Consider the following 26,063-nt stretch of genomic DNA (forward strand, 5'->3'; position numbering starts at 1 on the left):
CCGCGAAGCGACCGCCGAGCGGAGCGAGGTGGCCGCATGAGCGAGATCCTGATCGTCGACGACGAACCGGCCCTGCTGCGCACGCTGCGGATCAACCTCAGCGCCCGGCAGTACGCCGTGCGGACGGCCGCCAGCGGCGGCGAGGCGCTGGACCGCGCCGCGCACTCCGCCCCGGACGCCGTGCTGCTCGACCTCGGCCTGCCGGACCTGGACGGCATGGACGTGCTGCGCGGCCTGCGCACCCGCAGCGCGATGCCGATCATCGTGCTCTCCGGCCGGTCCGGCGCCGCCGACAAGGTGGGCGCCCTCGACGCGGGCGCGGACGACTACCTCACCAAGCCGTTCCTGATGGAGGAACTGCTGGCCCGGCTGCGCGCCGTGCTGCGCCGGCCGCTGGGCGGTGCCCCGCTGGGCCGGCCGGTGATAGGCGACCACACCGTCGACCTGACGGCCACCACGGTGACCGGCCCGCGGGGCCCGGTGCGGCTCACCCCGACCGAGTGGCGGATCCTCGCCCTGCTGGTGGCCAACCCGGGCCGGCTGGTGCCCGGGCGGCAGATCCTGCGGGAGGTGTGGGGGCCGGCCCAGGAGGCGCGCGGCAACTACCTGCGGGTCTACCTGGCCGGGCTGCGCCGCAAGTTGGAGCGTGACCCGGGCCGCCCGCGGCACCTGATCACCGAACCGGGGATCGGGTACCGGTACGAGCCCTGAGCGCCCCCCCGGCCGCCGCCGCGTCAACGACCCGTCAAGAGCGGGCCGGAGACCGACAGGGGAGCGTCAAGGCAGGCCCGGAGCGGTGTTCCGTGGGCGTAGCGTCAGTGCTGACCGAGCGGGCCCGGCTCCAATGTGGGGGAGGCCCGGGACCGCTCCAGCCGCCGTTGAACGGCGGCCAGCAGGTGGGGGAGGGGCGCGCGACATCCGTCGCGCGCCCCTTGAATTTTCTCGGGGACTGTTCAGCCTCCGCCGGTGCTCCCGGACTGCCGGGGCAGCGCCAGCGCCACGGTGTCCGCGAACTCCCGCACCGCGCTCGTCCGGCTGACCACCCGGCCGCTGTGCACCACCAGTCGGCTGTGGCCGCCCGCGAGCGCCCCGGCCAGGCTGTCCCCGCGCACCGCCAGCAGCTCCGCCGGGAACCCGGCGTCCACCCGGACCGGCGGCAGCCCGAGCGCCGCCCGGGCCTGGTTCGCCACCGCGTCGTACGCCGCCTCCAGGCCCAGCTCCCCGCCCGCCGCCAGCAGGTACGCCGACTCCAGCGGATCCGCCCGGCCGACCGGGTTGGACTGGTCCCGCAGCGCGCCGCTGCCGGCCGCCAGCGGCACCCGGGCCTCCGTCAACTCCCGCAGCAGGCCCGGCCGCAGCCCCGGCACCCGGCCTTCCAGGCCGGTGCAGCCGCCGTTCTGCGGCAGGCAGACCACCCGAACCCCGCCGGCCGCCAGCACCGTGGACGCACCCCGGGTCAGCGCCCCGCACGGCCCGAGTGTCACCCGCGGCCGCAGCGGGGCCAACGCGCTTACCAGTCGCGCGAGTTGGGCCGGATCGCCGGCCGTGGTGTGCAGGTCCACCGGGCAGTCCGCCTCCCGGGCGGCCTCCAGCAGCACCTGGACGTACCCGGCCGGATCCGGGTCCAGCTCCGGGCAGCCGCCGGCCGCGGTGGCGCCCAGCTTGAGCGCGTCGCGCAGTTGCGCCCGGCCGTCGGCGCCGGCCCGGCCGGTGAGCAGCCGGGGCATCGCCACCGCCTGGAGTTCGGCCAGGCCGCGCAGCGCCTGCCGGGCGGTGAGCACCGCCTCCAGCCGACGCAGCCCGTGCACGTCGCCGATCCGGACGTGGGTGCGCTGGGCGGTGGCGCCGTAGCCGAGCGAGGCGAGCGCGGCCTCGGTGACCCGCCGGGTGAGGTCGCCGGGGCTCTCCGGGGGCGGGGCGGACAGGGCGGCCGAGAAGGCGGTGTCGTAGTGGGCGTGCGCCTCGGCGGGGGCCGGCAGCAGCAGGTAGCCCTTGAGGTCGATCCGGGCGCCGGTGGTGACGGTGGGTGCGCCGGGCAGGGCGGGCAACGGGCCGAGGCTGCCGACGGTGCCGACGGCCTGGATCCGGTCCCCGCTGATCCGGACGTCCACCACCCGCCCGTCGGCCAGCCGGGCGCCGGTGAGCAGGAGGACCGGTCCGTGCCCGAGCGGGTTGGCTGTCGGGCCGGAGCCGGAGTGCGGTCCGTCGGCGGCTGCGCTGTCCATCGCAGGCTCCTTCCCGCGCTGGCCCGTCCGGTCGGCCGGACCGTCCTGATCCCGGGTCGTCCTGACGCCCCGGGCCGTCCCCGTCGATGAGGGTCGAGCCTATGGCGCGTGGGGGCGGGGCGCTCGGAGGCGGGCAATAGTCGTATCGGGTCGGGCCGTGCGGCTGGTGGGCCGATCGAACGCGGGACCTTGGATCGTCCGTCCGTTCACCTCGCCGACCTGCGGTCTTCGCGTCGGGATACGGATTTCACCTCTGGGCGCGGAACGTGTAATCTCTTCCTCGTTCGCCCCTATAGCTCAGTCGGTAGAGCGTCTCCATGGTAAGGAGAAGGTCTGCGGTTCGATTCCGCATGGGGGCTCTGGTGAAAAGCAGTCGGCTTCGGTTGTGCTGCGGATCACTGTGGCGGTGTAGCTCAGTTGGTAGAGCAAGCGGCTCATAATCGCTGTGTCACCGGTTCAAGTCCGGTCACCGCTACCCCGCGTAGTCGGTCGGGAGATCGCACTCCCGGTCGGCTACTCTTGTTGTGTTCTTATTCGTTGTCCCAGGAAGGCACTCCCGTGGCTGCCACCGACGTCCGCCCGAAGATCACGCTGGCCTGCGTGGAGTGCAAGGAGCGGAACTACATCACCAAGAAGAACCGGCGTAACGACCCGGACCGTCTTGAGATGAAGAAGCACTGCCCCCGCTGCAACTCGCACACCGCGCACCGCGAGACCCGCTGACCCTCTCGCAGGGCGTCGGGCCTGTGTGACAGGTCTTGAGCTCCGGGCCGCATCCCTCAGGGGGTGCGGCCCGGAGTTTTTCGCGTATGCACCCATGCGCGCCCCGCCGGCGGCAACGGCCGCCGGATCCACCGTGCTTCCGAGGAGTTGCCCCATGGCACTCGACCCCTCCTTCATCGGGCGGACCTACCCGCCCACCGAGCCGTACGAGGTCGGCCGGGAGAAGATCCGCGAGTTCGCGATCGCGATCGGGGACACCAACCCGGCGTTCACCGATCCGGCGGTGGCGAAGGCGCTGGGCCACCCCGACGTGATCGCCCCGACGACCTTCCCGTTCGTGATCACCTACCAGGCGGCCTCCCAGGTGGTCGAGGATCCGGAGCTGGGCCTGGACTACAGCCGAGTGGTGCACGGGGACCAGAAGTTCTCCTACTCCCGCCCGGTGCTGGCCGGCGACCGGCTGACGGTCGCGGTCACCATCGACAACATCAAGTCGCTGGCGGGCAACGACGTGCTCACCGTGCGTGGCGAGGTGTCGGACGCGATCGGCGAGCACGTGGTGACGTCGGTCATGACGCTGGTGGCCCGGGCCGCCGACGAGACGGGGAAGTGAACACGATGGCGATCAGCTACGACGAGGTCGAGGTCGGCACCCAGCTGCCGGCGCAGTCCTTCCCGGTGACCCGCGACACCCTGGTGCGGTACGCGGGCGCCTCCGGCGACTTCAACCCGATCCACTGGAACGAGAAGTTCGCCGTGGAGGTCGGCCTGCCGGACGTCATCGCGCACGGAATGTTCACCATGGCCGCGGCCATTCGGGTGGTCACCGACTGGGTCGGCGACCCGGCCGCGGTGGTCGAGTACGGCGTCCGCTTCACCCGCCCCGTCCCGGTGCCGAACGACGGCGTCGGCGCGGTGGTCGAGGTGTCGGCGAAGGTCGCCAAGCTGCTGGGCGACCGCAAGGTGCAGGTCGACCTGCTGGCCACCACCGGCGGGCAGAAGGTGCTCGGGATGTCCAGGGCGGTCGTCCGGCTCGCCTAGGCCCCTCTTTCGGCCGCGGCGGGGCCCGTCCGACGGGATTCCCGCCGCGCCCGTCGGCCTTGCGAAGATAGTGATTGGCCACTAACTTTGCTCCCATGGCGAGGGCGAGCATGCGGATGAGTGCGGAGGAGCGGCGCGAGAGCGTCGTTCGCGCCGCAGTGATCGAATTCGCCAGGAGCGGCTACCGGGGGACGTCCACCGAGGCGATCGCCCGCCGGGTGGGCGTCTCGCAGCCGTACCTGTTCCGGCTGTTCCCCGGCAAGCAGGCGATCTTCACGGCCGCCGCCGAGCGCTGCATCGAGGAGACCTGGAAGGTCTTCGACGAGGCCTCGGTCGGGCTGACCGGGCCGGCGGCCGCCCAGGCGATGTCCGAGGCGTACCTGGGCCTGGTCGCGGACGGCGAGCAGCTCATGATGCAGATGCAGCTCTACGTCTCGGTGTTCGCGGCCCGGACGACCGGCGAGGACGAGATCGGGGAGACCGCCCGCAGGCTCTGGGAGGAGCTGTTCGAGCGGGTCAGGGGCCGGATCGGCGGTGACGTGCAGGGCACCGCGGAGTTCTTCGCGTACGGGATGCTGATCAACACGCTGGTGGCGCTGGGGTACCCCCGGGACCACCGGATCTGGAGCGGCCTGGGCTTCGGAGAGCACGAAGAGCACGGCGAGCGCGGAGAGCACGGCGAGGGCGGGGAGTAGCGGGCCGCACGGTGGAGTCCGTGCGGCCTTTTTTCGGGCCTCGAAAGTTAGTGATCAATAACTATCTAAGACCCCTGGGGGGAAACCATGACGGAGAGAACGGAAGAACAGGGCCTGGGACGGCTCGGTGTCTGGACGCTGGTGATCACCAGCGTCGCGGGCTTCATGGCCAGCCTGGACAACCTGGTCGTCACCACCGCGCTGCCGTCCATCCGCGAGGACCTCGGCGGCGGGCTGTCCGACCTGGAGTGGACGGTCAGCGCCTACACCCTGTCCTTCGCCGTCCTGCTGATGTTCGGCGCCGCGCTCGGCGACCGGTTCGGCCGCCGCCGGATCTTCCTGGTCGGGCTCACGCTCTTCACCGTCGGCTCCGCCGCGGCCGCCCTCTCGCCGGGCATCGGCGCGCTGATCGCCGCCCGCGCCGTCCAGGGCGCCGGCGCCGCGGTCTCCATGCCGCTCACCCTCACCCTGCTCACCGCCGCGGTGCCGGCGGCCAGGCGGGGTCTGGCCTTCGGCATCTGGGCGGGCGTCAACGGCCTGGCCGTCGCCACCGGACCGCTGGTCGGCGGGACGCTCACCGAGCACTTCTCCTGGCAGTGGATCTTCTGGGTGAACGTCCCGGTCGGCCTCGTCCTGATCCCGCTCGCCGCCCTCAAGCTCCGCGAGAGCCGGGGCGCCAACCCGGCGCTGGACGTGGTCGGCACGATCCTGGTCAGCCTGGGCCTGTTCGGCGTCGTCCTCGGCCTGATCCGCGGCAACCCGAACGGCTGGACCAGCCCGCTGGTGCTCGGCTCCCTGATCGGCGGCGTCGCGCTGCTCACCGCCTTCGTGCTCTACGAGCAGCGCTGGGCCCGGCACCCGATGCTTCCGATGCGGCTGTTCCGCAGCCGGGCCTTCTCCGCCGTCAACGCCTCCGGCCTGCTGATGTTCCTCGGCATGTTCGGCTCGATCTTCCTGATCAGCCAGCACCTGCAGAGCGTGGGCGGCTACAGCCCGCAGGAGGCCGGCATCCGGATGCTCCCGTGGACCGGCATGCCGCTGATCGTCGCCCCGATCGCGGGCATCCTGGCCGACCGCTTCGGCGGCCGCCCGATCGTGGTCACCGGGCTGCTGCTGCAGGGCGCCGGCCTGGCGATGTACGCGGCGATCACCGGCGGCAGCACCGGCTACGACTACGCCGCCGAGATCCCCGCCGTGGTGATCTGCGGCATCGGCATGTCGCTGTACTTCGCCCCGACCGCCGCCCTGGTGATGGACAGCGTCCGGCCGGAGGAGCAGGGCATCGCCTCCGGCGCCAACAACGCGCTGCGCGAGGTCGGCGGCGCGCTCGGCGTGGCCGTCCTCTCGGCGGTGTTCTCGGCGCAGGGCGGGTACACGTCGGAGCAGTCCTTCATCGACGGGCTGGTGCCCGCGCTGTACGTCGGCGCCGGGGTGGTGGCGGTCGCGGCGGTCTGCGCGTTCTTCCTCCCGCGCCGGGTGAAGCCCGCGGCCGTCGCCGACGAGCCGGCGGCCGTGGAGCCGGAGCAGGCCGGTGCCGAGCAGACCGGTGCCGAGCGGGCCGAGGACGCGGCGCCCGTCCACGCCGAGGCCTCGAAGGCCTGACCGGCCGATCCGGGTGCGGGTGCGGGGGCGGCCGGGCGGCCGCCCCCGCACCCGTACGCTGGTGGGCGTGCTGGTAGAAAACGACGCCCCCCTCGCCCCGCTGACCACGCTCCGGCTCGGCGGCCCGGCCCGCCGCCTGGTGACCGCCCACACCGACGACGAGGTGATCGCCGCCGTCCGCGCGGCCGACGAGGCCGGCGAGCCGCTGCTGGTCCTCGGCGGCGGTTCCAACCTGGTGATCGGCGACGTCGGCTTCCCCGGCACCGTGCTGCGGATCGCGACCACCGGCTTCGCCCTGGACGGCACCGTGCTGGAGCTGGCGGCCGGCGAGGTCTGGTCGGAGGCGGTCACCCGCGCGGTGCGCGAGCACGGCCTGGCGGGCGTCGAGTTCCTGGCCGGCATCCCCGGCTCGGCCGGTGCGACCCCGGTGCAGAACGTCGGCGCGTACGGCCAGGAGGTCGCCCAGTCGATCACCGAGGTGGTCGCCTACGACCGCACGGCCGGCGAGGTGGTCACGCTCCCCAACGCCGAGTGCGCGTTCTCCTACCGGCACAGCCGCTTCAAGGCCGAGCCGGACCGCTACGTGGTGCTGCGGGTGCGGTTCGCCCTGGCCGACCACGAGGGGCTCTCCACCCCGGTCAAGTACGCCGAGGTGGCCAGGCACTTCGGCGTCGAGCAGGGCGAGCGGGTGCCGCTGGAGCGGGCGCACGACGCGGTGCTGGGGCTGCGCTCCGGCAAGGGCATGGTGCTGGACCCGGCGGACCACGACACCTGGTCGGCCGGCTCCTTCTTCACCAACCCGGTGCTCACCGCCGCCCAGTACGAGTCCTTCCGGACCCGCCCGGGCACCGAGAACGCCCCCGCCTACCCGGCGCCGGAGGGCTGCACCAAGACCTCGGCCGCCTGGCTGATCGACCGGGCCGGCTTCGGCAAGGGCTACGGCAGCGGCCCGGCGACGCTCTCCACCAAGCACACCCTGGCGCTCACCAACCGCGGCGCGGCCACCGCCGAGGACCTGCTGGCGCTGGCCCGGGAGATCCGGGACGGCGTCCGCGAGGCCTTCGGGGTCGAGCTGGTGAACGAGCCGGTGATGATCGGCGTCAAGCTCTAGGCCTGTCCGGGGTCGGCCTGATCCACAAGGCACGCCTCAGGTGGCGCTGACCAGCCAGGTGTCGATGTCCGCCAGCAACTCCTTGCGGACGGCCTCCGGTGCGCGCGAGCCGCGGACGGACTGCCGTGCCAGCTCGGCGAGTTCGGCGTCTCCGAAGCCGAGGACGTCGCGGGCCAGGTCGTACTGGGCGGCCAGCCGGCTGCCGAACAGCAGCGGGTCGTCCGCGCCCAGGGCCAGCGGCACGCCGGCGTCGAACAGCCGCCGCAGCGGGACGTCCTCGGGGCGCTCGTAGACGCCGAGCGAGACGTTCGAGGAGGGGCAGACCTCGCAGGTGATCTGGCGGTCCGCCAGCCGTTCCATCAGCCGGGGGTCCTCGGCGGCGCGGACGCCGTGGCCGATCCGGCCGGCGCCCAGGTCGTCCAGGCAGTCCCGGACGGATTCGGGCCCGGCCAGCTCGCCGCCGTGCGGGGCGGCCAGCAGCCCGCCCTTGCGGGCGATCTCGAAGGCCCGGTCGAAGTCCCGGGCGAGGCCGCGCCGCTCGTCGTTGGAGAGGCCGAAGCCGACCACGCCCTGGTCGGCGTACCGGACGGCGAGCCGGGCCAGCGTCCGGGCGTCCATCGGGGACTTCATCCGGTTCGCCGCGACCAGCACCCGGATGCCCACCCCGGTGGCCGTGGCGGCGTTCTCCACGGCGTCCAGGATCAGCTCCAGCGCGGGGATCAGCCCGCCCAGCCGGGGCGCGTACGAGGTCGGGTCGACCTGGATCTCCAGCCAGCGGGAGCCGTCCCGCCGCTCGTCCTGGGCGGTCTCCAGGACCAGCCGGCGGATGTCCTCCTCGTCCCGCAGCACCGAGCGGGCGGTGTCGTACAGGCGCTGGAAGCGGAACCAGCCGCGTTCGTCGGTGGCCCGCAGTTGCGGCGGCTCGCCGGAGCTGAGCGCCTCCGGCAGTCGGACGCCGTGCTTGTCGGCCAGCTCCAGCAGGGTGGCGGGCCGCATCGAGCCGGTGAAGTGCAGGTGCAGGTGGGCCTTCGGGAGGTCCCTGACGTCTCGCGGATTCAACAGGCGTTCCATTCGCCGATACTGCCGCATCGGACCCCCAAACGGGAACCGCCCTCCTTCCGTCCCCCGAAGGGGTGAAAGAGGGCGGTACCCGACGTGAAGCGCGGGTGTCAGCGGACCTCAGCGGACGTCAGCGGACCTCAGCGGGCGCCGGCGGGTGTCAGTCGCGGGCCTCGCCGAGCAGCTTCTGCAGCCGGCCGATGCCCTCGGCCAGGTCGGCGTCGCCGAGCGCGTAGGAGAACCGCAGGTAGCCGGGGGTGCCGAAGGCCTCGCCCGGGACGGCCGCAACCTCGGCCTCGTCCAGGATCAGCGAGGCCAGCTCGCCGGAGCTCTGCGGGCGGTGGCCGCGGATCTCCTTGCCCAGCAGGCCCTTGACGGACGGGTACACGTAGAAGGCGCCCTCCGGCTCGGGGCAGTACACGCCCTCGATCTCGTTGAGCATCCGCACGATGGTCTTGCGGCGGCGGTCGAAGGCGGTGCGCATCTCGTGCACCGCGGCCAGGTCGCCGCTGACGGCGGCGATCGCGGCGCGCTGGGCGACGTTGGAGACGTTCGAGGTGGCGTGCGACTGCAGGTTGGTCGCGGCCTTGATGACGTCCTTGGGACCGATCACCCAGCCCACCCGCCAGCCGGTCATCGCGTAGGTCTTGGCGACGCCGTTGACCACGATGCACTTGTCGGCCAGCTCGGGCAGCAGGGCCGGCAGCGAGGTGAAGGAGGCGTCGCCGTACACCAGGTGCTCGTAGATCTCGTCGGTGAGCACCCAGAGGCCGTGCTCCAGCGCCCAGCGGCCGATCGCCTCGGCCTCGGCCTCGGTGTACACCGCGCCGGTCGGGTTGGACGGCGAGACGAAGAGCACCACCTTGGTGTTCTCGGTGCGGGCGGCCTCCAGCTGCTCGACCGAGACCTTGTAACCGGTGGTCTCGTCGGTCACGACCTCCACCGGGACGCCGCCGGCGAGCTGGACCGACTCCGGGTAGGTGGTCCAGTACGGGGCCGGGACGATGACCTCGTCGCCCGGGTCCAGGATCGCGGCGAACGCCTCGTAGATCGCCTGCTTGCCGCCGTTGGTGACCAGCACCTGGGAGGCGTCCACCTCGTAGCCGGAGTCGCGCAGCGTCTTGGCGGCGATCGCGGACTTCAGCTCGGGCAGGCCACCCGCCGGGGTGTAGCGGTGGTTCTTCGGGTCGCGGCAGGCCTCGACGGCCGCCTCGACGATGTAGTCCGGGGTGGGGAAGTCGGGCTCGCCGGCTCCGAAGCCGATCACCGGACGGCCGGCCGCCTTGAGGGCCTTGGCCTTGGCGTCCACGGCGAGGGTCGCGGACTCGGCGATCGCACCGATCCGGGCGGAGACCCGGCGGTCGGCGGGGCGGATGGAACGGTCGGGCTGCGGGGTGGAAGCGCTCATGCCTGCATCGTCGCAGAACCGGGACGGACCGGGCATCGTGGTTTCACCATCCGTACGGGACCGTCCACATGGCGGCGCCCGCCGATCCGCCGGTGATCATGCGGGCATGCCGGACATATGCCGGACAACCGGTGCCCCCGGAAGAAGAGGTTCGACCAAACACCCCTCGACCACGTATGCTCACTGCTCGACGGCCCGCCGAAAAAGAACCGGAGCTTCACCAGCTGTGCAGACAGCGGGGGGAGATGCGGTAGGTTGGTCGCTACGGAGTCGCGAGACCCCGTAGGGCAATAGCTCAATTGGTAGAGCACCGGTCTCCAAAACCGGCGGTTGGGGGTTCAAGTCCCTCTTGCCCTGCTGCTTGATCCGTTTTCAGCCCGTTCGCTCCGCAGAGCGAGCGGGCTTGATGCGGAGAGGGCTCCGAATCAGCACCGCTTGTAGCCGGCCGTTCGTGCCCCATCGGGCGCGAGCCGCTCGGCCGGACCCGGATTCAGGTGAGGACGAGTGACGGAGACCACGGGCTCCACCGCAACGCCTGAGAGCGGCAACCCCGAGGGGGCCGACGGCGCTGCCGACACCACGCCCGCGGAGGGCGAGGACAAGTCGCTCTCGCGCCGCGAGCGCAAGCGCGCCGCCCGCGCCGGTGACAAGAAGTCCGGCAAGCGCGGCAAGATGGGCCCGTTCGCCCGAATCGGCCTGTTCTACCGCCAGATCATCGCCGAGCTGCGCAAGGTCGTCTGGCCCACCCGCAGCGAGCTCACCCAGTACACGACCGTCGTCGTCGTGTTCGTGGTGGTCGTGATGGGCTTCGTGGCCGGCCTCGACTACGGCCTCTCCAAGCTGAGCCTCCTGGTCTTCGGCTGACCTGGCCGTCCCACCTCCGTAGCAGTCTCCCGACCCGGGCCGAATCTTCGGCCCGGGTCGTGCTGTCTGCGCCGGACGTACGCGGCCGCTACCGTGGACTCGGTACTGTTGAAGTCTCCGAGTCCTCTCCTGGCGCCCGCGCGAGCGGCAGCCCGCCGGAGCCGGCCCCGGAGCGCGCCACCTTCACCATCTCCAGGAAAGAAGCAGCCACCGTGTCTGAGTCCCCCCTGTACGACGCCGACGAGACCGTCCGCGAGGCGGATGTCGCCGCCGAGCTGGACGCGGCCGAGCTGGCTGACGAAGCCGAGTCCGCCGAGCAGATCGTTGACGCCGTGGACGGCGACGAGGACGAGGTCGAGGCGCACGACGAGGCCGAGGCCGGCGAGCCCGCCGAGGAGGCGGCGCTGCACGTGGAGGACGACGTGGAGCCCGCCGCCGAGGAGACCGAGGCCGACGCCGAGGAGACCGAGGCCGACGCCGAGGACGCCGACGCCGAGGACGCCGACGCCGAGGAGGCCGAGGCTGAGGAGACCGAGGCTGAGGAGACCGTCGAGGTCGACCCGGTCGCCAAGTTCCGCGAGGACCTGCGCTTCATGCCGGGCGAGTGGTACGTGATCCACACCTACGCCGGCTACGAGAACCGGGTGAAGCAGAACCTGGAGCAGCGCGCCGTCTCGCTGAACGTCGAGGAGTACATCTTCCAGGCCGAGGTGCCGCAGGAGGAGGTCGTCCAGATCAAGAACGGCGACCGCAAGACCATCCGCCAGAACAAGCTCCCCGGCTACGTCCTGGTGCGCATGGACCTCACCCCCGAATCCTGGGGCGTCGTGCGCAACACCCCCGGTGTCACCGGCTTCGTCGGCAACGCCTACGACCCGTACCCGCTGACCCTGGACGAGGTCGTCAAGATGCTCGCCCCGGACGTCGAGCGCCAGGCGGCCAAGGAGGCCGGCAAGCCCTCGCCGATCAAGCCGAGCGAGATCCAGGTGCTGGACTTTGAGGTCGGCGACTCGGTCACCGTCACCGACGGTCCGTTCGCGACGCTGCAGGCGACCATCAACGAGATCAACCCCGACTCGAAGAAGGTCAAGGGCCTGGTCGAGATCTTCGGCCGGGAGACCCCGGTCGAGCTCTCCTTCGACCAGATCCAGAAGAACTAGTCCCACAATCTTCGGATCCGGGGCGGGGCCGAGGGCCCTGCCCCGGATCCGTTTTGGTCCAGCGGCGCTAAGGCGTTAGCCTGGTTCGATGTGTGTGTTGGCGGCCGGGTGTCGCCCCGGTTCCGCACACACCAGCACTCACCTCTCGGAAGGACCCGGAGAGACATGCCTCCCAAGAAGAAGAAGGTCACGGGGCTTATCAAGCTCCAGATCAACGCCGGTGCGGCCAACCCGGCGCCGCCGGTCGGCCCCGCGCTGGGCCAGCACGGCGTCAACATCATGGAGTTCTGCAAGGCCTACAACGCCGCGACCGAGTCGCAGCGCGGCATGATCGTGCCGGTGGAGATCACGGTCTACGACGACCGTTCCTTCACCTTCATCACGAAGACGCCGCCGGCCGCGCGCCTCATCCTGAAGGCCGCCGGTGTGGACAAGGGCTCCAGCGAGCCGCACAAGACCAAGGTCGCCAAGCTCACCAGCGCCCAGGTCCGCGACATCGCCACCACCAAGATGCCCGACCTGAACGCCAACGACCTGGACGCGGCGGAGAAGATCATCGCCGGCACCGCCCGGTCGATGGGCATCACCGTCGAGGGCTGACCAGCTCTTTTCGTCCCTGTGGTAGGGCCTGCGCAGGCCCGTGATACCACGACTCCCATCACCATTCAGGAGCAGCAGTGAAGCGCAGCAAGGCTCTGAAGGCCGCGGACGCTCAGGTCGACCGCGACCGCCTCTACGCCCCCCTCGAGGCCATCCGCCTCGCCAAGGCGACCAGCACCACCAAGTTCGACGGCACCGTCGAGGTCGCCATGCGTCTGGGCGTCGACCCGCGCAAGGCCGACCAGATGGTCCGCAGCACCGTGATCCTCCCGCACGGCACCGGTAAGACCGCTCGGGTCCTGGTCTTCGCGACCGGTGACCGTGCCGAGGCCGCGCGTGCTGCGGGCGCCGACATCGTCGGCTCCGACGAGCTGATCAACGAGGTCGCCAAGGGCCGCCTGGACTTCGACGCCGTCGTCGCCACCCCGGACCTCATGGGCAAGGTCGGCCGCCTCGGCCGCGTGCTCGGTCCCCGTGGTCTGATGCCGAACCCGAAGACCGGCACCGTGACCCCGGACGTCGCCAAGGCTGTCAACGACATCAAGGGCGGCAAGATCGAGTTCCGCGTCGACAAGCACTCGAACCTGCACTTCATCATCGGTAAGGCCTCCTTCACCGACGAGCAGCTGGTCGAGAACTACGCCGCCGCGCTGGACGAGGTGCTCCGCGCCAAGCCGTCCGCCGCCAAGGGCCGCTACATCAAGAAGACCGCCATCAGCACCACGATCGGCCCCGGCATCCCCGTGGACCCGAACCGCACCCGCAACCTCTTCGTCGAAGAGGACCCGGCCGCGGTCTGAGCCGATCGGCTCTGAAGCAGTCCGTACGACGGGCCCGTACCCCCTTCACCGGGGGTGCGGGCCCGCCGTCGTTTCCGGATCGGGACAGGGGTGGATGGGAACGGTTGCCCGAAGCGTCGTACGCTCTGCCGGTCAGATCATGTGCAGAACGTGTGACCGTCGGAGCGTGCCGTGCCGCCCACCCTTCGCCCCGCCGCCGCGGTGGCCGCCCTGCTGCTGATCGGTGCCACCACCGGGTGCAGCCTGCTGGCCGCCCCGGGAACCCGCACCCCCGACGGCGACCCCGCCCCCGTCCCGCCCCGGCAGGTGGTGCTCGCCGCCGCCCAGGCGCTGGACGACGCCGGCGGCGCCCGGATCGACGTGGTCGAGGAGAGCCCGGCCGGCCGCCGCACCGCGAGCGGCACCCTGGTCTGGGGCACCCGGGACGAGGGCGCCCTGAGCGTCACCGACGAGCAGGGCACCGGGCAGCTGACCCTGCGGGACGGCGCACTCGACCTCAGCTACCAGGGCGCCCCGCCCAAGCACGCGGACCGGGACGGCGCCGAGTCGCTCGATCCGCGGGCGACCACCGGCCCGGGCGGCTACGCGGGTGGCTGGATGACCGCACTGGTCACCAACCCGGGCAGCCGCGCGTACAAGATCGCGCAGGCCGGGAAGCTCGGCTCGCTCGGCGGCGAGCAGCTGGCCGGGATGACCGTGGCGCACTACCAGGGCTCCACGCCGGTGGCCGAATACTTCGGCGCGGACCAGGAGTTGACCCCGGCACGACTCGCCGCGGTGGTCGACTGGTACGGCCGGCGAGGGGTGTCGGCGATCGGTTACGACGTCTGGGTCGGGCCCGACGAGCGGCTGCTGCGGCTGCGTGAGACGGCCCGGGGGAGCGACGGCACCACGGTGACCACGACGGATGTCTCGACCCCCGGAGAAGGCGACGCGCCCCCTGTCGAAGCCGGGTGACGGGAGGGGGCTGTCCGGCGCGTGGGGGATCTGGCGATCCGTTAGAGTCCGCGTGAGAAGAAGCCGAAAATCGGTTCTTCATCGGATCGTTCGGATCTCACGGGGGACTCCATGCGCGCTGCGCGCCTCGCCTCGACCGTCGCCATCGCGGCCGTGCTGCTCGGTGCCGTCACCGCCTGCGGCAGCAAGGGCGGCGACGCCAAGAGCGGCGACGCGGCGGCCGCGGCGCTCACCGGAGACCCCAAGGCCGCGCTGGCCGCCTCCGCCCTGGTGATGCAGAAGGCCGGCAACGGCAAGGTCACCATGATCTCCCCGGACGGCTCGACCCACACCGCGGGCAGCGGCGACGCCGACTGGAAGGACCCGAACCGGGCGGCCGTCGACCTGACGGGCGAGGTCGAGACCAAGAAGATCCGGTTCCGGGTGATCGGGACCGACGGCTACCTCGGCGGCGGCGACAGCGAGGCCGCCGCCATGGGCGGCAAGCACTGGATCAAGCTGCCCGCCTCGAACGAACTCGGCAACGGCGTCCTGCTGATGAGCCAGCTGCTCAACCCGGTCGCCCAGCTCGGGCTCGCCGCGCAGAGCGGCAAGCCCGCCAAGGTCGGCCAGGAGAGCCTCGACGGCGTCCAGGTCACCCACCTGCGGGCGGTCGAGGAGGCCTCCGCCATGGTGGCCGCCATGCCGGCGCTCACGGCCGGCCAGCGCACGGCCGTCCAGAAGTCCCTGGAAGAGGACGGCAGGACCCTCACCATCGACTTCTGGCTCAACGGCCGGCAGGAACTCGTCCAGTACCAGGAGTACGGGGACAAGAACGGCGAGCACGACGCCGTCACCGTCAAGTACGCGGACCTCGGCAAGGCCGCGAAGATCGACGCCCCCGCCGCCACCGACCTCGGCAGCGAGACCGACCTCCTCAAACTGCTCGGCTGATCCGCCGAGCCCGCGCACCGGAGCCGACGAGGCCTCTGGGTGGACGCCGACCAGGTGGTCGTCCAGCGGAGCGCGACGGGCGACACCAAGGCGGGCGCGTTCAAGTCCACGGTCCTCTACTCGGACTACGGCACGCCGGTCACCGCCGCGGTGCCGGAGGCGGCCGACACGGTGGAACCGGCCGAGCTGGCGAAGCTCGGCAAGGGGGGCGCCACCGGCTGATCCGGGTCAGGGTGGCAAGGTGGCCGGAACGAAAGCCGCCGACGCGGCGCCCGGGCGAGAGGGGACCAGACGATGGCGGGACGACGGCGGTTGGCGGTGTTGGCCGCGGTCGTCCTGCTGGCGAGCGGGCTGGCCGGATGCGGCGGGGGCGGCGGCGCGCCGTCCACGCCCTCCGGCAGCCCGACCCCGACCAGTTCCTCGTCGACCGAGGCGGCCAAGCCCAGCGACCGCTCGCCGCACGGCGTCCTGGTCTCCGCCCAGCTGGCGATGCAGACCGCCCGCCGGGCCAAGGTCAGCTACCGGCTGGGCGCGGACGCCGGGGCCGGGCCGCTGTTCTGGCAGCCCAAGACGGCGCTCCAGATCAAGCGCTCCACCCCGGCCGACGCCGAGCAGCTGATCGTCGTGGACACCGTCGCCTACCAGGGCGGTGACGCCGCCACCGCGGCCCGCCAGGGCGGCCGGCACTGGGAGCGCTTCTCCGTCCCGCCGGACCCGGACGGCCACCGGGAGGTCCCGTACGCGGGGCTGATCGACCTGCTGAACCCGGTCGAGGCGCTGGCCGCCGCCACCGCCGACGGGGTGGACCCCCGGTTCATCGGCGAGGAGAGGTTCGACGACTCGACGGTCGAGCACTACCGGATCACCACCACCGCCGAGCGCTACGCCGCCGCCCAGACCCAGCTGACCCAGGCCCGCCGGGACGGCCTGCGGGCCGCGCTGGCCCCCGGCGGCTCGATCTCGCTCACCGTGGACCTCTGGCTCAACGACAAGGACCAGCTGGTCCGGCTCCAGCGCACCGGCAGCGGTGACAGCGGCCGGGCGGACGACTCGGTGCTCTACTCCGACTTCGCCGGCGCCCTGCTCTCGGTGCAGGCCCCGGCCGAGACGGACACCGTGGACACCGGGCCCCGGACGGTCTCCCCGCTGGCCCGCTGAGCCCCGTCCGGCGCGGCCGGCCCGGCGGGCATCGGCCGTTCAGGGGCGATTTGCCCCGGACGGCGGAGTCCGGTTACTGTTACCGAAGCCAAAGACCGCTGGTTGTCACCGTGCTCGCGAGGGATTCGGTGGCCGAAGGATCTGCGCTTCGTCGCAGGCAGCCCGCGCAGGTGTGTCTGGAGCTTCGACTTCCGGGTCCGCGTTCACGCGAACATCCGTTGAGGTCGTTTCGAGCCCCGTGCGCCCTGCGCATCGGGGCTCATCTGCTTTCCGCAGGCTTTCCTTCCGTCCGGTTGGTTCGAGGCGTGAATGGTCGACTTTCGCGGTCGGCCGGATTTCGACATCACGGAAGGAGGCGTAAGCCTATGGCAAGGCCCGACAAGGCTGCTGCCGTCGCCGAGATCACGGACAAGTTCCGTGGCTCCTCCGCGGCGCTGCTGACCGAGTACCGCGGTCTCTCGGTGAAGCAGGTCAAGACCCTGCGTCGCTCGCTCGGCGAGAACGCCGAGTACGCCGTGGTGAAGAACACGCTGACCAAGATCGCGGCCAACGAGGCCGGGATTTCGGAGCTCGACGACCTGTTCAACGGTCCGACGGCTGTCGCCTTCGTCACCGGTGACCCGGTGGAGTCGGCGAAGGCTCTGCGTGACTTCGCCAAGGAGAACCCCGCTCTCATCATCAAGGGCGGTGTCCTTGACGGTAAGGCGCTGTCCGCCGATGAGATCAAGAAGCTCGCGGACCTCGAGTCCCGCGAGGTGCTGCTCGCCAAGCTGGCGGGTGCCCTGAAGGCCAAGCAGTCCCAGGCTGCCGCGCTCTTCCAGGCCCTGCCGTCGAAGCTCGTCCGCACTGTGGACGCGCTGCGCGACAAGGTCGAGCAGGGCGGTGCCGGTACGCCGGCTCCCGCCGCCGAGGACGCCGCCGCCGAGTAATCGGCAGGCTCACGCCTCGCTGCGGGCCCGTGCCCGCCCCACCCGTACATACGGCATCACCTGCCGATTTAGTGGAAGGACGCCATCATGGCGAAGCTGTCCCAGGACGAGCTGCTCGCGCAGTTCGAGGACCTCACCCTCATCGAGCTCGCTGGCTTCGTGAAGGCCTTCGAGGAGAAGTTCGACGTCACCGCCGCCGCCCCGGTCGCCGTTGCCGCCGCCGGTGGCCCGGCCGCCGTTGAGGCCGTCGAGGAGCAGGACGAGTTCGACGTCATCCTCGATGGTGCCGGCGACAAGAAGATCCAGGTCATCAAGGAGGTGCGCACCCTGACCTCCCTCGGCCTGAAGGAGGCCAAGGACCTCGTTGACACCGCTGGTGCCAAGGTCCTGGAGAAGGTTGCCAAGGACGTTGCCGAGAAGGCCAAGGCCGCCCTCGAGGGTGCCGGCGCCAAGGTCACCGTCAAGTGACTTCTCGCCCCCTCTGAGGGGGCCTGAAGCCGGGCCGATCACCCTTGTGGGTGGTCGGCCCGGCTTTTTCGCGTTTCCGGCCCTGGGCGGCCCTGGACGGCCCTGGGACCGCTCCGCGGCCGGGACGCGCCGGTGTGGCCGAGAGCCCACTCGGCAGCGTCGGTGCGGACGGGTATGGTGATCACCGTCATCGACGGTGGCCCCCACCACGGCTTCTGTAACGCCGGGGGGCGTCCGGCCGATGGACGGGTCGAGGTCCGCACCGCCTGCGGGCCCTTGACGAACCCGGCGAGGCGCGCGATTCTCAAGGCGCGAGTCCGCCCGGTTGGTTTGCCACTGGATGCATAACCAGTGGCTCAGGCGGGAAATGACTCCACGTGAGTTATGGGGCCCGGGCAGTGCCCGGGCCGGTGCAGTACCCGGTGGGCGTTCGCGTCCGCCGGCTACCGGGAGGAGTCTCCGATTCGGTTTCCGAATCAGAGCTGGACAGCAGTGTGCCCTTTGGCTACACTGTCCCTTTGCGCTGCCTGTTAGCTGCTCCGTGACTCGTCGCCCGGAGTTTGCGTTGCCCTGAAGGGGTCTGGCATCGCCTCCGCAAAGCGGCTCTGACCTGGGATTCCGATCCCGGCGGAGGCCAGTGGCGAGGGAGGCGGGACCAAGCCCGTGAAGGCCCGGCTGGTACGCGCGTAGTGAGCTCCGAGCCCTCGGAAGGACCCCCCTCTTGGCCGCGCCGCGCAACGCCTCGAACAATTCCGCCGCATCCACCGCCCCGCTCCGCGTCTCCTTCGCGAAGATCAAGGAGCCCCTCGAGGTCCCCAACCTCCTGGCCCTGCAGACCGAGAGCTTTGACTGGCTGCTCGGCAATGCGGCCTGGAAGTCCCGGGTCGAGGCGGCGCTGGAGAACGGTCAGGACGTCCCCACCAAGTCCGGTCTGGAGGAGATCTTCGAGGAGATCTCCCCGATCGAGGACTTCAGTGGGTCGATGTCGCTGACCTTCCGCGACCACCGTTTCGAGCCGCCGAAGAACTCGATTGACGAGTGCAAGGACCGCGACTTCACGTTCGCGGCTCCGCTCTTCGTCACGGCCGAGTTCACCAACAACGAGACCGGTGAGATCAAGTCTCAGACGGTCTTCATGGGCGACTTCCCGCTCATGACCCACAAGGGCACGTTCGTGATCAACGGCACCGAGCGTGTCGTCGTGTCGCAGCTGGTCCGCTCCCCGGGCGTGTACTTCGACTCCACCCTGGACAAGGTGTCCGACAAGGACATCTACTCCTGCAAGGTCATCCCCTCGCGTGGTGCCTGGCTGGAGATGGAGATCGACAAGCGCGACATGGTCGGCGTCCGCATCGACCGCAAGCGCAAGCAGTCCGTCACCGTGCTGCTCAAGGCGCTCGGCTGGACCAACGAGATGATTCTCGAGGAGTTCGGCGAGTACGAGTCCATGCGCAACACCCTGGAGAAGGACCACACCCAGGGCCAGGACGACGCGCTTCTGGACATCTACCGCAAGCTGCGTCCTGGCGAGCCGCCGACGCGCGAGGCCGCGCAGACGCTTCTGGAGAACCTGTACTTCAACCCGAAGCGCTACGACCTCGCCAAGGTGGGCCGCTACAAGGTCAACCGGAAGCTGGGCAACGCCGAGTCGCTGGACTCCGGCGTGCTCACCGAGCCCGACATCATCGGTGCGATCAAGTACCTGGTGAAGCTGCACGCCGGTGAGACCGAGTGGAACGACCAGACCGGTCGCGACATCGTGGTCGAGGTCGACGACATCGACCACTTCGGCAACCGTCGCCTGCGCAACGTCGGCGAGCTCATCCAGAACCAGGTCCGTACGGGTCTCGCCCGTATGGAGCGCGTCGTGCGCGAGCGCATGACCACCCAGGACGTCGAGGCGATCACGCCGCAGACTCTGATCAACATCCGGCCGGTCGTCGCCTCCATCAAGGAGTTCTTCGGCACCAGCCAGCTGTCGCAGTTCATGGACCAGACGAACCCGCTGTCGGGCCTGACCCACAAGCGCCGTCTGTCCGCCCTCGGCCCCGGTGGTCTCTCCCGTGAGCGCGCCGGCTTCGAGGTCCGTGACGTGCACCCCTCGCACTACGGGCGCATGTGTCCGATCGAGACCCCCGAAGGCCCGAACATCGGTCTGATCGGGTCGCTGGCCTCGTACGGCCGGGTCAACGCCTTCGGCTTCATCGAGACCCCGTACCGCAAGGTCATCGAGGGTGTCGTCACGGAGCAGGTCGACTACCTCACGGCCGACGAGGAGGACCGCTACGTCATCGCGCAGGCCAACGCCCCGCTGACGGCGGAGCTGACCTTCGCCGAGCCGCGTGTCCTGGTCCGCCGCCGTGGCGGCGAGATCGACTACATCCCGGGCACCGAGATCGACTACATGGACGTCTCGCCGCGCCAGATGGTGTCGGTCGCGACCGCCATGATCCCGTTCCTCGAGCACGACGACGCCAACCGCGCGCTCATGGGCTCGAACATGATGCGCCAGGCGGTGCCGCTGCTGAAGAGCGAGGCTCCGCTGGTCGGTACCGGCATGGAGTACCGCTGCGCCGTCGACGCCGCGGACGTCATCACCGCCGAGAAGGCCGGTGTCGTCCAGGAGGTCTCGGCCGACTACGTCACCGTCGCCAACGACGACGGCACGTACACCACGTACCGCGCCGCCAAGTTCACCCGCTCCAACCAGGGCACCGCCTTCAACCAGAAGGTGCTCGTGGACGAGGGCGCCCGGGTCGAGTCCGGTCAGGTGCTGGCCGACGGCCCGTGCACCGACGAGGGCGAGATGGCCCTCGGCAAGAACCTGCTCGTGGCGTTCATGTCGTGGGAGGGTCACAACTACGAGGACGCGATCATCCTGTCGCAGCGCCTCGTGCAGGACGACGTCCTCTCCTCGATCCACATCGAGGAGCACGAGGTCGACGCCCGTGACACCAAGCTCGGCCCCGAGGAGATCACCCGGGACATCCCGAACGTCTCCGAGGAGGTCCTCGCCGACCTCGACGAGCGCGGCATCATCCGCATCGGCGCCGACGTCGTCACCGGCGACATCCTGGTCGGCAAGGTCACGCCCAAGGGTGAGACCGAGCTGACCCCGGAGGAGCGCCTGCTCCGCGCGATCTTCGGTGAGAAGGCCCGTGAGGTCCGCGACACCTCGCTGAAGGTGCCGCACGGTGAGTCCGGCAAGGTCATCGGCGTCCGCGTCTTCGACCGCGAAGAGGGCGACGAGCTGCCCCCGGGCGTGAACCAGCTGGTCCGCGTCTACGTGGCCCAGAAGCGCAAGATCACCAACGGTGACAAGCTCGCCGGCCGTCACGGCAACAAGGGCGTCATCTCGAAGATCCTGCCGGTCGAGGACATGCCGTTCCTGGAGGACGGCACCCCGGTCGACATCATCCTCAACCCGCTGGGTGTCCCGTCCCGAATGAACCCGGGACAGGTCCTGGAGATCCACCTCGGGTGGCTCGCCAAGCAGGGCTGGGACGTCTCCGGCCTCGCCGACGAGTGGGCCCAGCGCCTCCAGGCGATCGGCGCCGACACCGTCCAGGGCGGCACCAACCTCGCCACCCCGGTCTTCGACGGCGCCCGCGAGGACGAGATCACCGGCCTGCTGGACAACACCACCCTCACCCGTGACGGTGAGCGCCTGGTGAACTCCACCGGCAAGGCCCGGCTGTTCGACGGCCGCTCCGGCGAGCCGTTCCCGATGCCGGTCTCGGTCGGCTACATGTACATCCTCAAGCTGCACCACCTGGTCGACGACAAGCTGCACGCCCGTTCGACCGGTCCGTACTCGATGATCACCCAGCAGCCGCTCGGTGGTAAGGCGCAGTTCGGTGGTCAGCGCTTCGGTGAGATGGAGGTGTGGGCCCTTGAGGCGTACGGCGCTGCTTACGCGCTGCAGGAGCTGCTCACCATCAAGTCCGACGACGTCCTCGGCCGTGTGAAGGTCTACGAGGCCATCGTCAAGGGCGAGAACATCCCCGAGCCCGGCATTCCCGAGTCCTTCAAGGTCCTCATCAAGGAAATGCAGTCGCTCTGCCTCAACGTGGAGGTGCTGTCCTCGGACGGCCAGTCCATCGAGATGCGGGACTCCGACGAGGACGTGTTCCGCGCCGCCGAGGAGCTCGGCATTGACCTGTCCCGGCGCGAGCCGAGCAGCGTCGAAGAGGTCTGACGGAGGTTGGGCCGGCTGCCCGAGCAGCCGGCCCGCCCCCAGGCCCCCCTCAGACCACATGAACGACTCTCGACTTACGAAAGAGGGCTTGACGACCAGTGCTTGACGTCAACTTCTTCGACGAGCTCCGCATCGGCCTGGCCACCGCCGACGACATCCGCCAGTGGTCGCACGGCGAGGTCAAGAAGCCGGAGACCATCAACTACCGCACCCTGAAGCCCGAAAAGGACGGACTCTTCTGCGAGAAGATCTTCGGCCCCACCCGGGACTGGGAGTGCTACTGCGGTAAGTACAAGCGCGTCCGCTTCAAGGGCATCATCTGTGAGCGCTGCGGCGTCGAGGTGACCCGCGCCAAGGTGCGCCGTGAGCGGATGGGCCACATCGAGCTGGCCGCCCCGGTCACCCACATCTGGTACTTCAAGGGCGTGCCGTCCCGCCTGGGCTACCTGCTCGACCTGGCGCCGAAGGACCTCGAGAAGGTCATCTACTTCGCCGCCTACATGATCACCTGGGTCGACGACGAGCGCCGCCAGCGCGACCTGCCGTCCCTGGAGGCGCACGTCTCGGTCGAGCGCCAGCAGATCGAGAACCGCCGCGACTCCGACCTCGAGGCCCGTGCCAAGAAGGCCGAGACCGACCTGGCCGAGCTGGAGGCCGAGGGCGCCAAGGCCGACGTGCGCCGCAAGGTGCGCGAGGGCGCCGAGCGCGAGATGAAGCAGCTGCGCGACCGCGCGCAGCGCGAGCTCGACCGCCTCGACGAGGTGTGGGCCCGCTTCAAGAACCTCAAGGTCCAGGACCTCGAGGGCGACGAGCTGCTCTACCGCGAGCTGCGCGACCGCTTCGGCACCTACTTCTCCGGCTCGATGGGCGCGGCGGCCCTCAAGGACCGCCTCGAGACCTTCGACCTGGCGGAGGAGTCCGAGCGCCTGCGCGAGATCATCCGCACCGGCAAGGGCCAGAAGAAGACCCGTGCGCTGAAGCGCCTCAAGGTCGTCTCCGCGTTCCTGCAGACCACCAACAAGCCCAACGGCATGGTGCTGGACTGCGTCCCGGTCATCCCGCCGGACCTGCGTCCGATGGTGCAGCTGGACGGTGGCCGCTTCGCGACCTCCGACCTGAACGACCTGTACCGCCGCGTGATCAACCGCAACAACCGCCTGAAGCGGCTTCTCGACCTCGGCGCGCCCGAGATCATCGTGAACAACGAGAAGCGCATGCTCCAGGAGGCCGTCGACGCCCTGTTCGACAACGGCCGTCGCGGCCGTCCGGTCACCGGCCCGGGCAACCGCCCGCTGAAGTCCCTCAGCGACATGCTGAAGGGCAAGCAGGGTCGTTTCCGCCAGAACCTGCTCGGCAAGCGCGTCGACTACTCGGCCCGTTCGGTCATCGTCGTCGGCCCGCAGCTCAAGCTGCACCAGTGCGGTCTGCCCAAGGCCATGGCGCTGGAGCTCTTCAAGCCGTTCGTGATGAAGCGCCTGGTCGACCTGAACCACGCGCAGAACATCAAGTCGGCCAAGCGCATGGTCGAGCGTGCCCGCCCGGTCGTGTGGGACGTGCTCGAAGAGGTCATCGCCGAGCACCCCGTCCTGCTGAACCGTGCGCCCACCCTGCACCGCCTCGGCATCCAGGCCTTCGAGCCCCAGCTGGTCGAGGGCAAGGCCATCCAGATCCACCCGCTCGTCTGCACCGCGTTCAACGCGGACTTCGACGGCGACCAGATGGCCGTCCACCTGCCGCTCTCCGCGGAGGCGCAGGCCGAGGCCCGCATCCTGATGCTGTCCTCGAACAACATCCTGAAGCCGGCCGACGGTCGCCCCGTCACCATGCCGACCCAGGACATGGTGCTCGGTCTGTTCTTCCTGACCTCGGACCGGGAGACGGTGAAGGGCGGTGGCCGTTCCTTCTCCTCGACCGCCGAGGCCGTCATGGCCTTCGACGCCCGCGAGCTGGACGTCCAGGCCCCGATCGAGCTGCGCCTGCCGGCCGGCACCGTCCCGCCGCGCGGCTGGACCCCGCCGGTGGACGAGGAGGGCCAGACGGCCTGGTTCGACGGCGAGCCGTTCCGTCTGACCACCACCCTGGGCCGCGCGCTCTTCAACGAGCTGCTGCCCGAGGACTACCCGTTCGTCGACTACGAGGTGGGCAAGAAGCAGCTCTCCGCGATCGTCAACGACCTGGCGGAGCGCTACCCCAAGGTCGTCGTCGCGGCGACCCTGGACAACCTGAAGGCGTCCGGTTTCCACTGGTCGACCCGCTCGGGTGTCACCGTCTCGATCTCCGACGTCGTCGTCCCGCCGAACAAGCCCCAGATCCTCGAGGGCTACGAGGCGAAGGCGGAGAAGGTCCAGCGTCAGTACGAGCGCGGCCTGATCACCAACGACGAGCGCAAGCAGGAGCTCATCGGCATCTGGACCCAGGCGACCAACGAGGTCGCCGAGGCCATGAACGAGAACTTCCCGAAGACGAACCCCATCTTCATGATGGTCGACTCGGGTGCTCGTGGAAACATGATGCAGATGCGCCAGATCGCCGGTATGCGTGGTCTGGTGTCGAACGCCAAGAACGAGACCATCCCGCGACCCATCAAGGCGTCGTTCCGTGAGGGTCTCACCGTGCTGGAGTACTTCATCTCCACCCACGGTGCCCGTAAGGGTCTGGCGGACACCGCCCTCCGTACCGCCGACTCCGGCTACCTCACCCGTCGTCTGGTCGACGTCTCCCAGGACGTCATCATTCGCGAGGAGGACTGCGGTACCGAGCGCGGCCTGAAGCTGGCGATCGGCACCGTCGGCGCGGACGGCGTGCTGCGCAAGGCCGACGACGTCGAGACCAGCGTGTACGCCCGCATGCTCGCCGAGGACATCACGGTGGACGGCAAGCTCCTTGCCACCGCCAACACCGACCTCGGTGACGTGCTGATCGACGAGCTGATCCGCCACGGCATCGGCGAGGTCAAGACCCGCTCGATCCTGACCTGCGAGTCGGCCGTCGGCACCTGCGCCTTCTGCTACGGGCGTTCGCTGGCCACCGGCAAGCTGGTCGACATCGGTGAGGCGGTCGGCATCATCGCCGCCCAGTCCATCGGTGAGCCCGGCACCCAGCTGACGATGCGTACCTTCCACACCGGTGGTGTGGCCGGTGACGACATCACCCAGGGTCTGCCGCGTGTCGTCGAGCTCTTCGAGGCCCGTACCCCCAAGGGTGTGGCCCCGATCTCGGAGGCCACCGGCCGGGCGCGGATCGAGGACACCGAGAAGACCCGCAAGCTCGTCATCACCCCGGACGACGGCAGCGAGGAGATCGCCTACCCCGTCTCCAAGCGTGTGAAGCTGCTGGTCAGCGAGGGCGAGGCGGTCGAGGTCGGCCAGAAGCTGACCATGGGTGCCACCAACCCGCACGACGTCCTGCGCATCATGGGCCAGCGTGCCGTCCAGATCCACCTGGTCGCCGAGGTCCAGAAGGTCTACAACTCGCAGGGTGTGTCGATCCACGACAAGCACATCGAGATCATCATCCGGCAGATGCTCCGCCGCGTGACGATCATCGAGTCGGGCGACGCCGAGCTGCTCCCGGGCGAGCTCGTCGAGCGCGGCCGCTTCGAGACGGAGAACCGTCGCGTGGTCGCCGAGGGTGGTCACCCCGCCTCCGGCCGTCCGCAGCTGATGGGTATCACCAAGGCCTCGCTGGCCACCGAGTCCTGGCTGTCGGCCGCCTCCTTCCAGGAGACGACCCGGGTCCTCACCGACGCGGCGATCCACGCCAAGTCGGACCCGCTGCTGGGCCTCAAGGAGAACGTCATCCTCGGTAAGCTCATCCCGGCCGGTACGGGTCTTCCCCGCTACCGCAACATCCGGGTCGAGCCGACCGAAGAGGCCAAGGCCGCGATGTACTCGGCCGTCGGCTACGACGACTACGACCTGTCGCCCTTCGGCGCCGGCTCCGGCCAGGCGGTCCCGCTGGACGACTACGACTACGGCCCGTACACCGGCTGAGTCCGACGTTCGGCTGTCAGGGCGGTCACCCCTCGCGGGGTGGCCGCCCTGCGGCGTTCCTGCTGCGCGGCCCGGGGTCGGGGGGTCTGCGGGGCAGCGATTAGGTTCCCTGGCAGAAGTCGCGTAGAGTCGTGTTTACC

Annotated in this window: 22 protein-coding genes and 3 tRNA genes; 22 read left to right on the forward strand and 3 right to left on the reverse strand. The window is 70.3% G+C overall.

Going from position 1 to position 26,063, the window contains the following annotated elements; genetic code table 11:
* Positions 1-36: 36 nt before the first annotated feature.
* On the forward strand, positions 37-711 hold the full coding sequence (locus ACFWPT_RS09310; protein ID WP_363580044.1) for a response regulator: 675 nt from the start codon (positions 37-39) through the stop codon (positions 709-711).
* A 242-nt stretch (positions 712-953) separates the two neighbouring features.
* On the opposite strand, the gene ACFWPT_RS09315 is transcribed toward ACFWPT_RS09310, so the two are convergent.
* On the reverse strand, positions 954-2,225 hold the full coding sequence (locus tag ACFWPT_RS09315) for a hydrolase (RefSeq protein ID WP_380480742.1): 1,272 nt from the start codon (positions 2,223-2,225) through the stop codon (positions 954-956).
* A 286-nt stretch (positions 2,226-2,511) separates the two neighbouring features.
* Here ACFWPT_RS09315 and ACFWPT_RS09320 point away from each other — a divergent pair.
* From ACFWPT_RS09320 to ACFWPT_RS09355, 8 genes are all read left to right on the forward strand, one after another.
* A tRNA-Thr gene (locus tag ACFWPT_RS09320) sits at positions 2,512-2,584 on the forward strand.
* 43 nt (positions 2,585-2,627) lie between these two features.
* Positions 2,628-2,700, forward strand: a tRNA-Met gene (locus ACFWPT_RS09325).
* Positions 2,701-2,783: 83 nt separating this feature from the next.
* Positions 2,784-2,948: a 50S ribosomal protein L33 gene (gene rpmG / locus ACFWPT_RS09330; protein WP_006604855.1), complete on the forward strand. Its 165-nt coding sequence runs from the start codon at positions 2,784-2,786 to the stop codon at positions 2,946-2,948.
* Between the two features lie 154 nt (positions 2,949-3,102).
* The gene (locus ACFWPT_RS09335; protein WP_363369376.1) at positions 3,103-3,561 is read left to right on the forward strand and encodes a MaoC family dehydratase N-terminal domain-containing protein; all 459 of its coding nucleotides are present in this window, start codon (positions 3,103-3,105) and stop codon (positions 3,559-3,561) included.
* A 5-nt stretch (positions 3,562-3,566) separates the two neighbouring features.
* A complete protein-coding gene (locus ACFWPT_RS09340) occupies positions 3,567-3,989 on the forward strand; it encodes a MaoC family dehydratase (protein WP_380480744.1) in 423 nt (140 codons plus the stop codon).
* 95 nt (positions 3,990-4,084) lie between these two features.
* Positions 4,085-4,684, forward strand: a complete 600-nt coding sequence (locus ACFWPT_RS09345) for a TetR/AcrR family transcriptional regulator (protein ID WP_380338873.1) — start codon at positions 4,085-4,087, stop codon at positions 4,682-4,684.
* Between the two features lie 87 nt (positions 4,685-4,771).
* Positions 4,772-6,286, forward strand: coding sequence for an MFS transporter (locus ACFWPT_RS09350; protein ID WP_380480746.1), 1,515 nt, complete (start codon positions 4,772-4,774; stop codon positions 6,284-6,286).
* Positions 6,287-6,353: 67 nt separating this feature from the next.
* Entirely contained in the window at positions 6,354-7,397 is a 1,044-nt protein-coding gene (locus tag ACFWPT_RS09355) for a UDP-N-acetylmuramate dehydrogenase (RefSeq protein WP_380480748.1), read from the forward strand.
* Positions 7,398-7,433: 36 nt separating this feature from the next.
* Here the strand turns inward: ACFWPT_RS09355 and ACFWPT_RS09360 are convergent, their stop codons facing one another.
* Both ACFWPT_RS09360 and ACFWPT_RS09365 read right to left on the reverse strand, forming a co-directional pair.
* Positions 7,434-8,468 (reverse strand): adenosine deaminase, encoded by a 1,035-nt coding sequence (locus ACFWPT_RS09360; protein ID WP_380338864.1) that lies wholly within the window; start codon positions 8,466-8,468, stop codon positions 7,434-7,436.
* A gap of 148 nt (positions 8,469-8,616) precedes the next feature.
* Positions 8,617-9,864 carry a pyridoxal phosphate-dependent aminotransferase gene (locus ACFWPT_RS09365; RefSeq protein ID WP_063348929.1) on the reverse strand — a complete coding sequence of 416 codons (1,248 nt, stop codon included), beginning with the start codon at positions 9,862-9,864 and terminating at the stop codon, positions 8,617-8,619.
* A gap of 284 nt (positions 9,865-10,148) precedes the next feature.
* On the opposite strand from ACFWPT_RS09365, the gene ACFWPT_RS09370 reads away from it, so the two are divergent.
* From ACFWPT_RS09370 to ACFWPT_RS09430, 13 genes are all read left to right on the forward strand, one after another.
* Positions 10,149-10,221 (forward strand) — tRNA-Trp (locus ACFWPT_RS09370).
* 147 nt (positions 10,222-10,368) lie between these two features.
* Entirely contained in the window at positions 10,369-10,728 is a 360-nt protein-coding gene (gene secE / locus ACFWPT_RS09375; RefSeq protein ID WP_063348930.1) for a preprotein translocase subunit SecE, read from the forward strand.
* Positions 10,729-10,940: 212 nt separating this feature from the next.
* Positions 10,941-11,888 carry a transcription termination/antitermination protein NusG gene (nusG, locus tag ACFWPT_RS09380; protein ID WP_380480751.1) on the forward strand — a complete coding sequence of 316 codons (948 nt, stop codon included), beginning with the start codon at positions 10,941-10,943 and terminating at the stop codon, positions 11,886-11,888.
* A 165-nt stretch (positions 11,889-12,053) separates the two neighbouring features.
* Positions 12,054-12,488, forward strand: a complete 435-nt coding sequence (rplK, locus tag ACFWPT_RS09385) for a 50S ribosomal protein L11 (RefSeq protein ID WP_063348931.1) — start codon at positions 12,054-12,056, stop codon at positions 12,486-12,488.
* Between the two features lie 77 nt (positions 12,489-12,565).
* Positions 12,566-13,288, forward strand: a complete 723-nt coding sequence (gene rplA, locus ACFWPT_RS09390) for a 50S ribosomal protein L1 (RefSeq protein ID WP_063348932.1) — start codon at positions 12,566-12,568, stop codon at positions 13,286-13,288.
* A gap of 171 nt (positions 13,289-13,459) precedes the next feature.
* Entirely contained in the window at positions 13,460-14,245 is a 786-nt protein-coding gene (locus ACFWPT_RS09395) for a hypothetical protein (protein ID WP_380480753.1), read from the forward strand.
* Positions 14,246-14,356: 111 nt separating this feature from the next.
* Positions 14,357-15,178 (forward strand): hypothetical protein, encoded by an 822-nt coding sequence (locus tag ACFWPT_RS09400; RefSeq protein WP_380369605.1) that lies wholly within the window; start codon positions 14,357-14,359, stop codon positions 15,176-15,178.
* 39 nt (positions 15,179-15,217) lie between these two features.
* Entirely contained in the window at positions 15,218-15,400 is a 183-nt protein-coding gene (locus ACFWPT_RS09405) for a hypothetical protein (RefSeq protein WP_380480755.1), read from the forward strand.
* Between the two features lie 72 nt (positions 15,401-15,472).
* Positions 15,473-16,336: a hypothetical protein gene (locus ACFWPT_RS09410; protein WP_380480757.1), complete on the forward strand. Its 864-nt coding sequence runs from the start codon at positions 15,473-15,475 to the stop codon at positions 16,334-16,336.
* Between the two features lie 365 nt (positions 16,337-16,701).
* Positions 16,702-17,265: a 50S ribosomal protein L10 gene (gene rplJ, locus ACFWPT_RS09415; protein ID WP_063348937.1), complete on the forward strand. Its 564-nt coding sequence runs from the start codon at positions 16,702-16,704 to the stop codon at positions 17,263-17,265.
* 84 nt (positions 17,266-17,349) lie between these two features.
* Positions 17,350-17,733 carry a 50S ribosomal protein L7/L12 gene (gene rplL, locus ACFWPT_RS09420; RefSeq protein WP_208869184.1) on the forward strand — a complete coding sequence of 128 codons (384 nt, stop codon included), beginning with the start codon at positions 17,350-17,352 and terminating at the stop codon, positions 17,731-17,733.
* 721 nt (positions 17,734-18,454) lie between these two features.
* Entirely contained in the window at positions 18,455-21,931 is a 3,477-nt protein-coding gene (gene rpoB, locus ACFWPT_RS09425) for a DNA-directed RNA polymerase subunit beta (RefSeq protein WP_063348939.1), read from the forward strand.
* Between the two features lie 98 nt (positions 21,932-22,029).
* Positions 22,030-25,923, forward strand: a complete 3,894-nt coding sequence (locus ACFWPT_RS09430) for a DNA-directed RNA polymerase subunit beta' (protein WP_380369599.1) — start codon at positions 22,030-22,032, stop codon at positions 25,921-25,923.
* Positions 25,924-26,063: the final 140 nt, after the last annotated feature.

It is taken from the genome of Kitasatospora sp. NPDC058478, assembly GCF_042720345.1.
Lineage (GTDB): Bacteria > Actinomycetota > Actinomycetes > Streptomycetales > Streptomycetaceae > Kitasatospora.

Bases quoted from the DNA above. Each gene is read 5' to 3' on its own strand.
- ACFWPT_RS09335 (WP_363369376.1), top strand. From the start codon at position 3,103: ATGGCACTCGACCCCTCCTTCATCGGGCGGACCTACCCGCCCACCGAG.
- ACFWPT_RS09400 (WP_380369605.1), top strand. From the start codon at position 14,357: ATGCGCGCTGCGCGCCTCGCCTCGACCGTCGCCATCGCGGCCGTGCTG.
- rplK (WP_063348931.1), top strand. From the start codon at position 12,054: ATGCCTCCCAAGAAGAAGAAGGTCACGGGGCTTATCAAGCTCCAGATC.
- ACFWPT_RS09310 (WP_363580044.1), top strand. From the start codon at position 37: ATGAGCGAGATCCTGATCGTCGACGACGAACCGGCCCTGCTGCGCACG.
- ACFWPT_RS09345 (WP_380338873.1), top strand. From the start codon at position 4,085: ATGGCGAGGGCGAGCATGCGGATGAGTGCGGAGGAGCGGCGCGAGAGC.
- ACFWPT_RS09360 (WP_380338864.1), bottom strand. From the start codon at position 8,468: ATGGAACGCCTGTTGAATCCGCGAGACGTCAGGGACCTCCCGAAGGCC.
- ACFWPT_RS09410 (WP_380480757.1), top strand. From the start codon at position 15,473: ATGGCGGGACGACGGCGGTTGGCGGTGTTGGCCGCGGTCGTCCTGCTG.
- ACFWPT_RS09315 (WP_380480742.1), bottom strand. From the start codon at position 2,225: ATGGACAGCGCAGCCGCCGACGGACCGCACTCCGGCTCCGGCCCGACA.
- ACFWPT_RS09350 (WP_380480746.1), top strand. From the start codon at position 4,772: ATGACGGAGAGAACGGAAGAACAGGGCCTGGGACGGCTCGGTGTCTGG.
- rplJ (WP_063348937.1), top strand. From the start codon at position 16,702: ATGGCAAGGCCCGACAAGGCTGCTGCCGTCGCCGAGATCACGGACAAG.
- ACFWPT_RS09340 (WP_380480744.1), top strand. From the start codon at position 3,567: ATGGCGATCAGCTACGACGAGGTCGAGGTCGGCACCCAGCTGCCGGCG.
- ACFWPT_RS09365 (WP_063348929.1), bottom strand. From the start codon at position 9,864: ATGAGCGCTTCCACCCCGCAGCCCGACCGTTCCATCCGCCCCGCCGAC.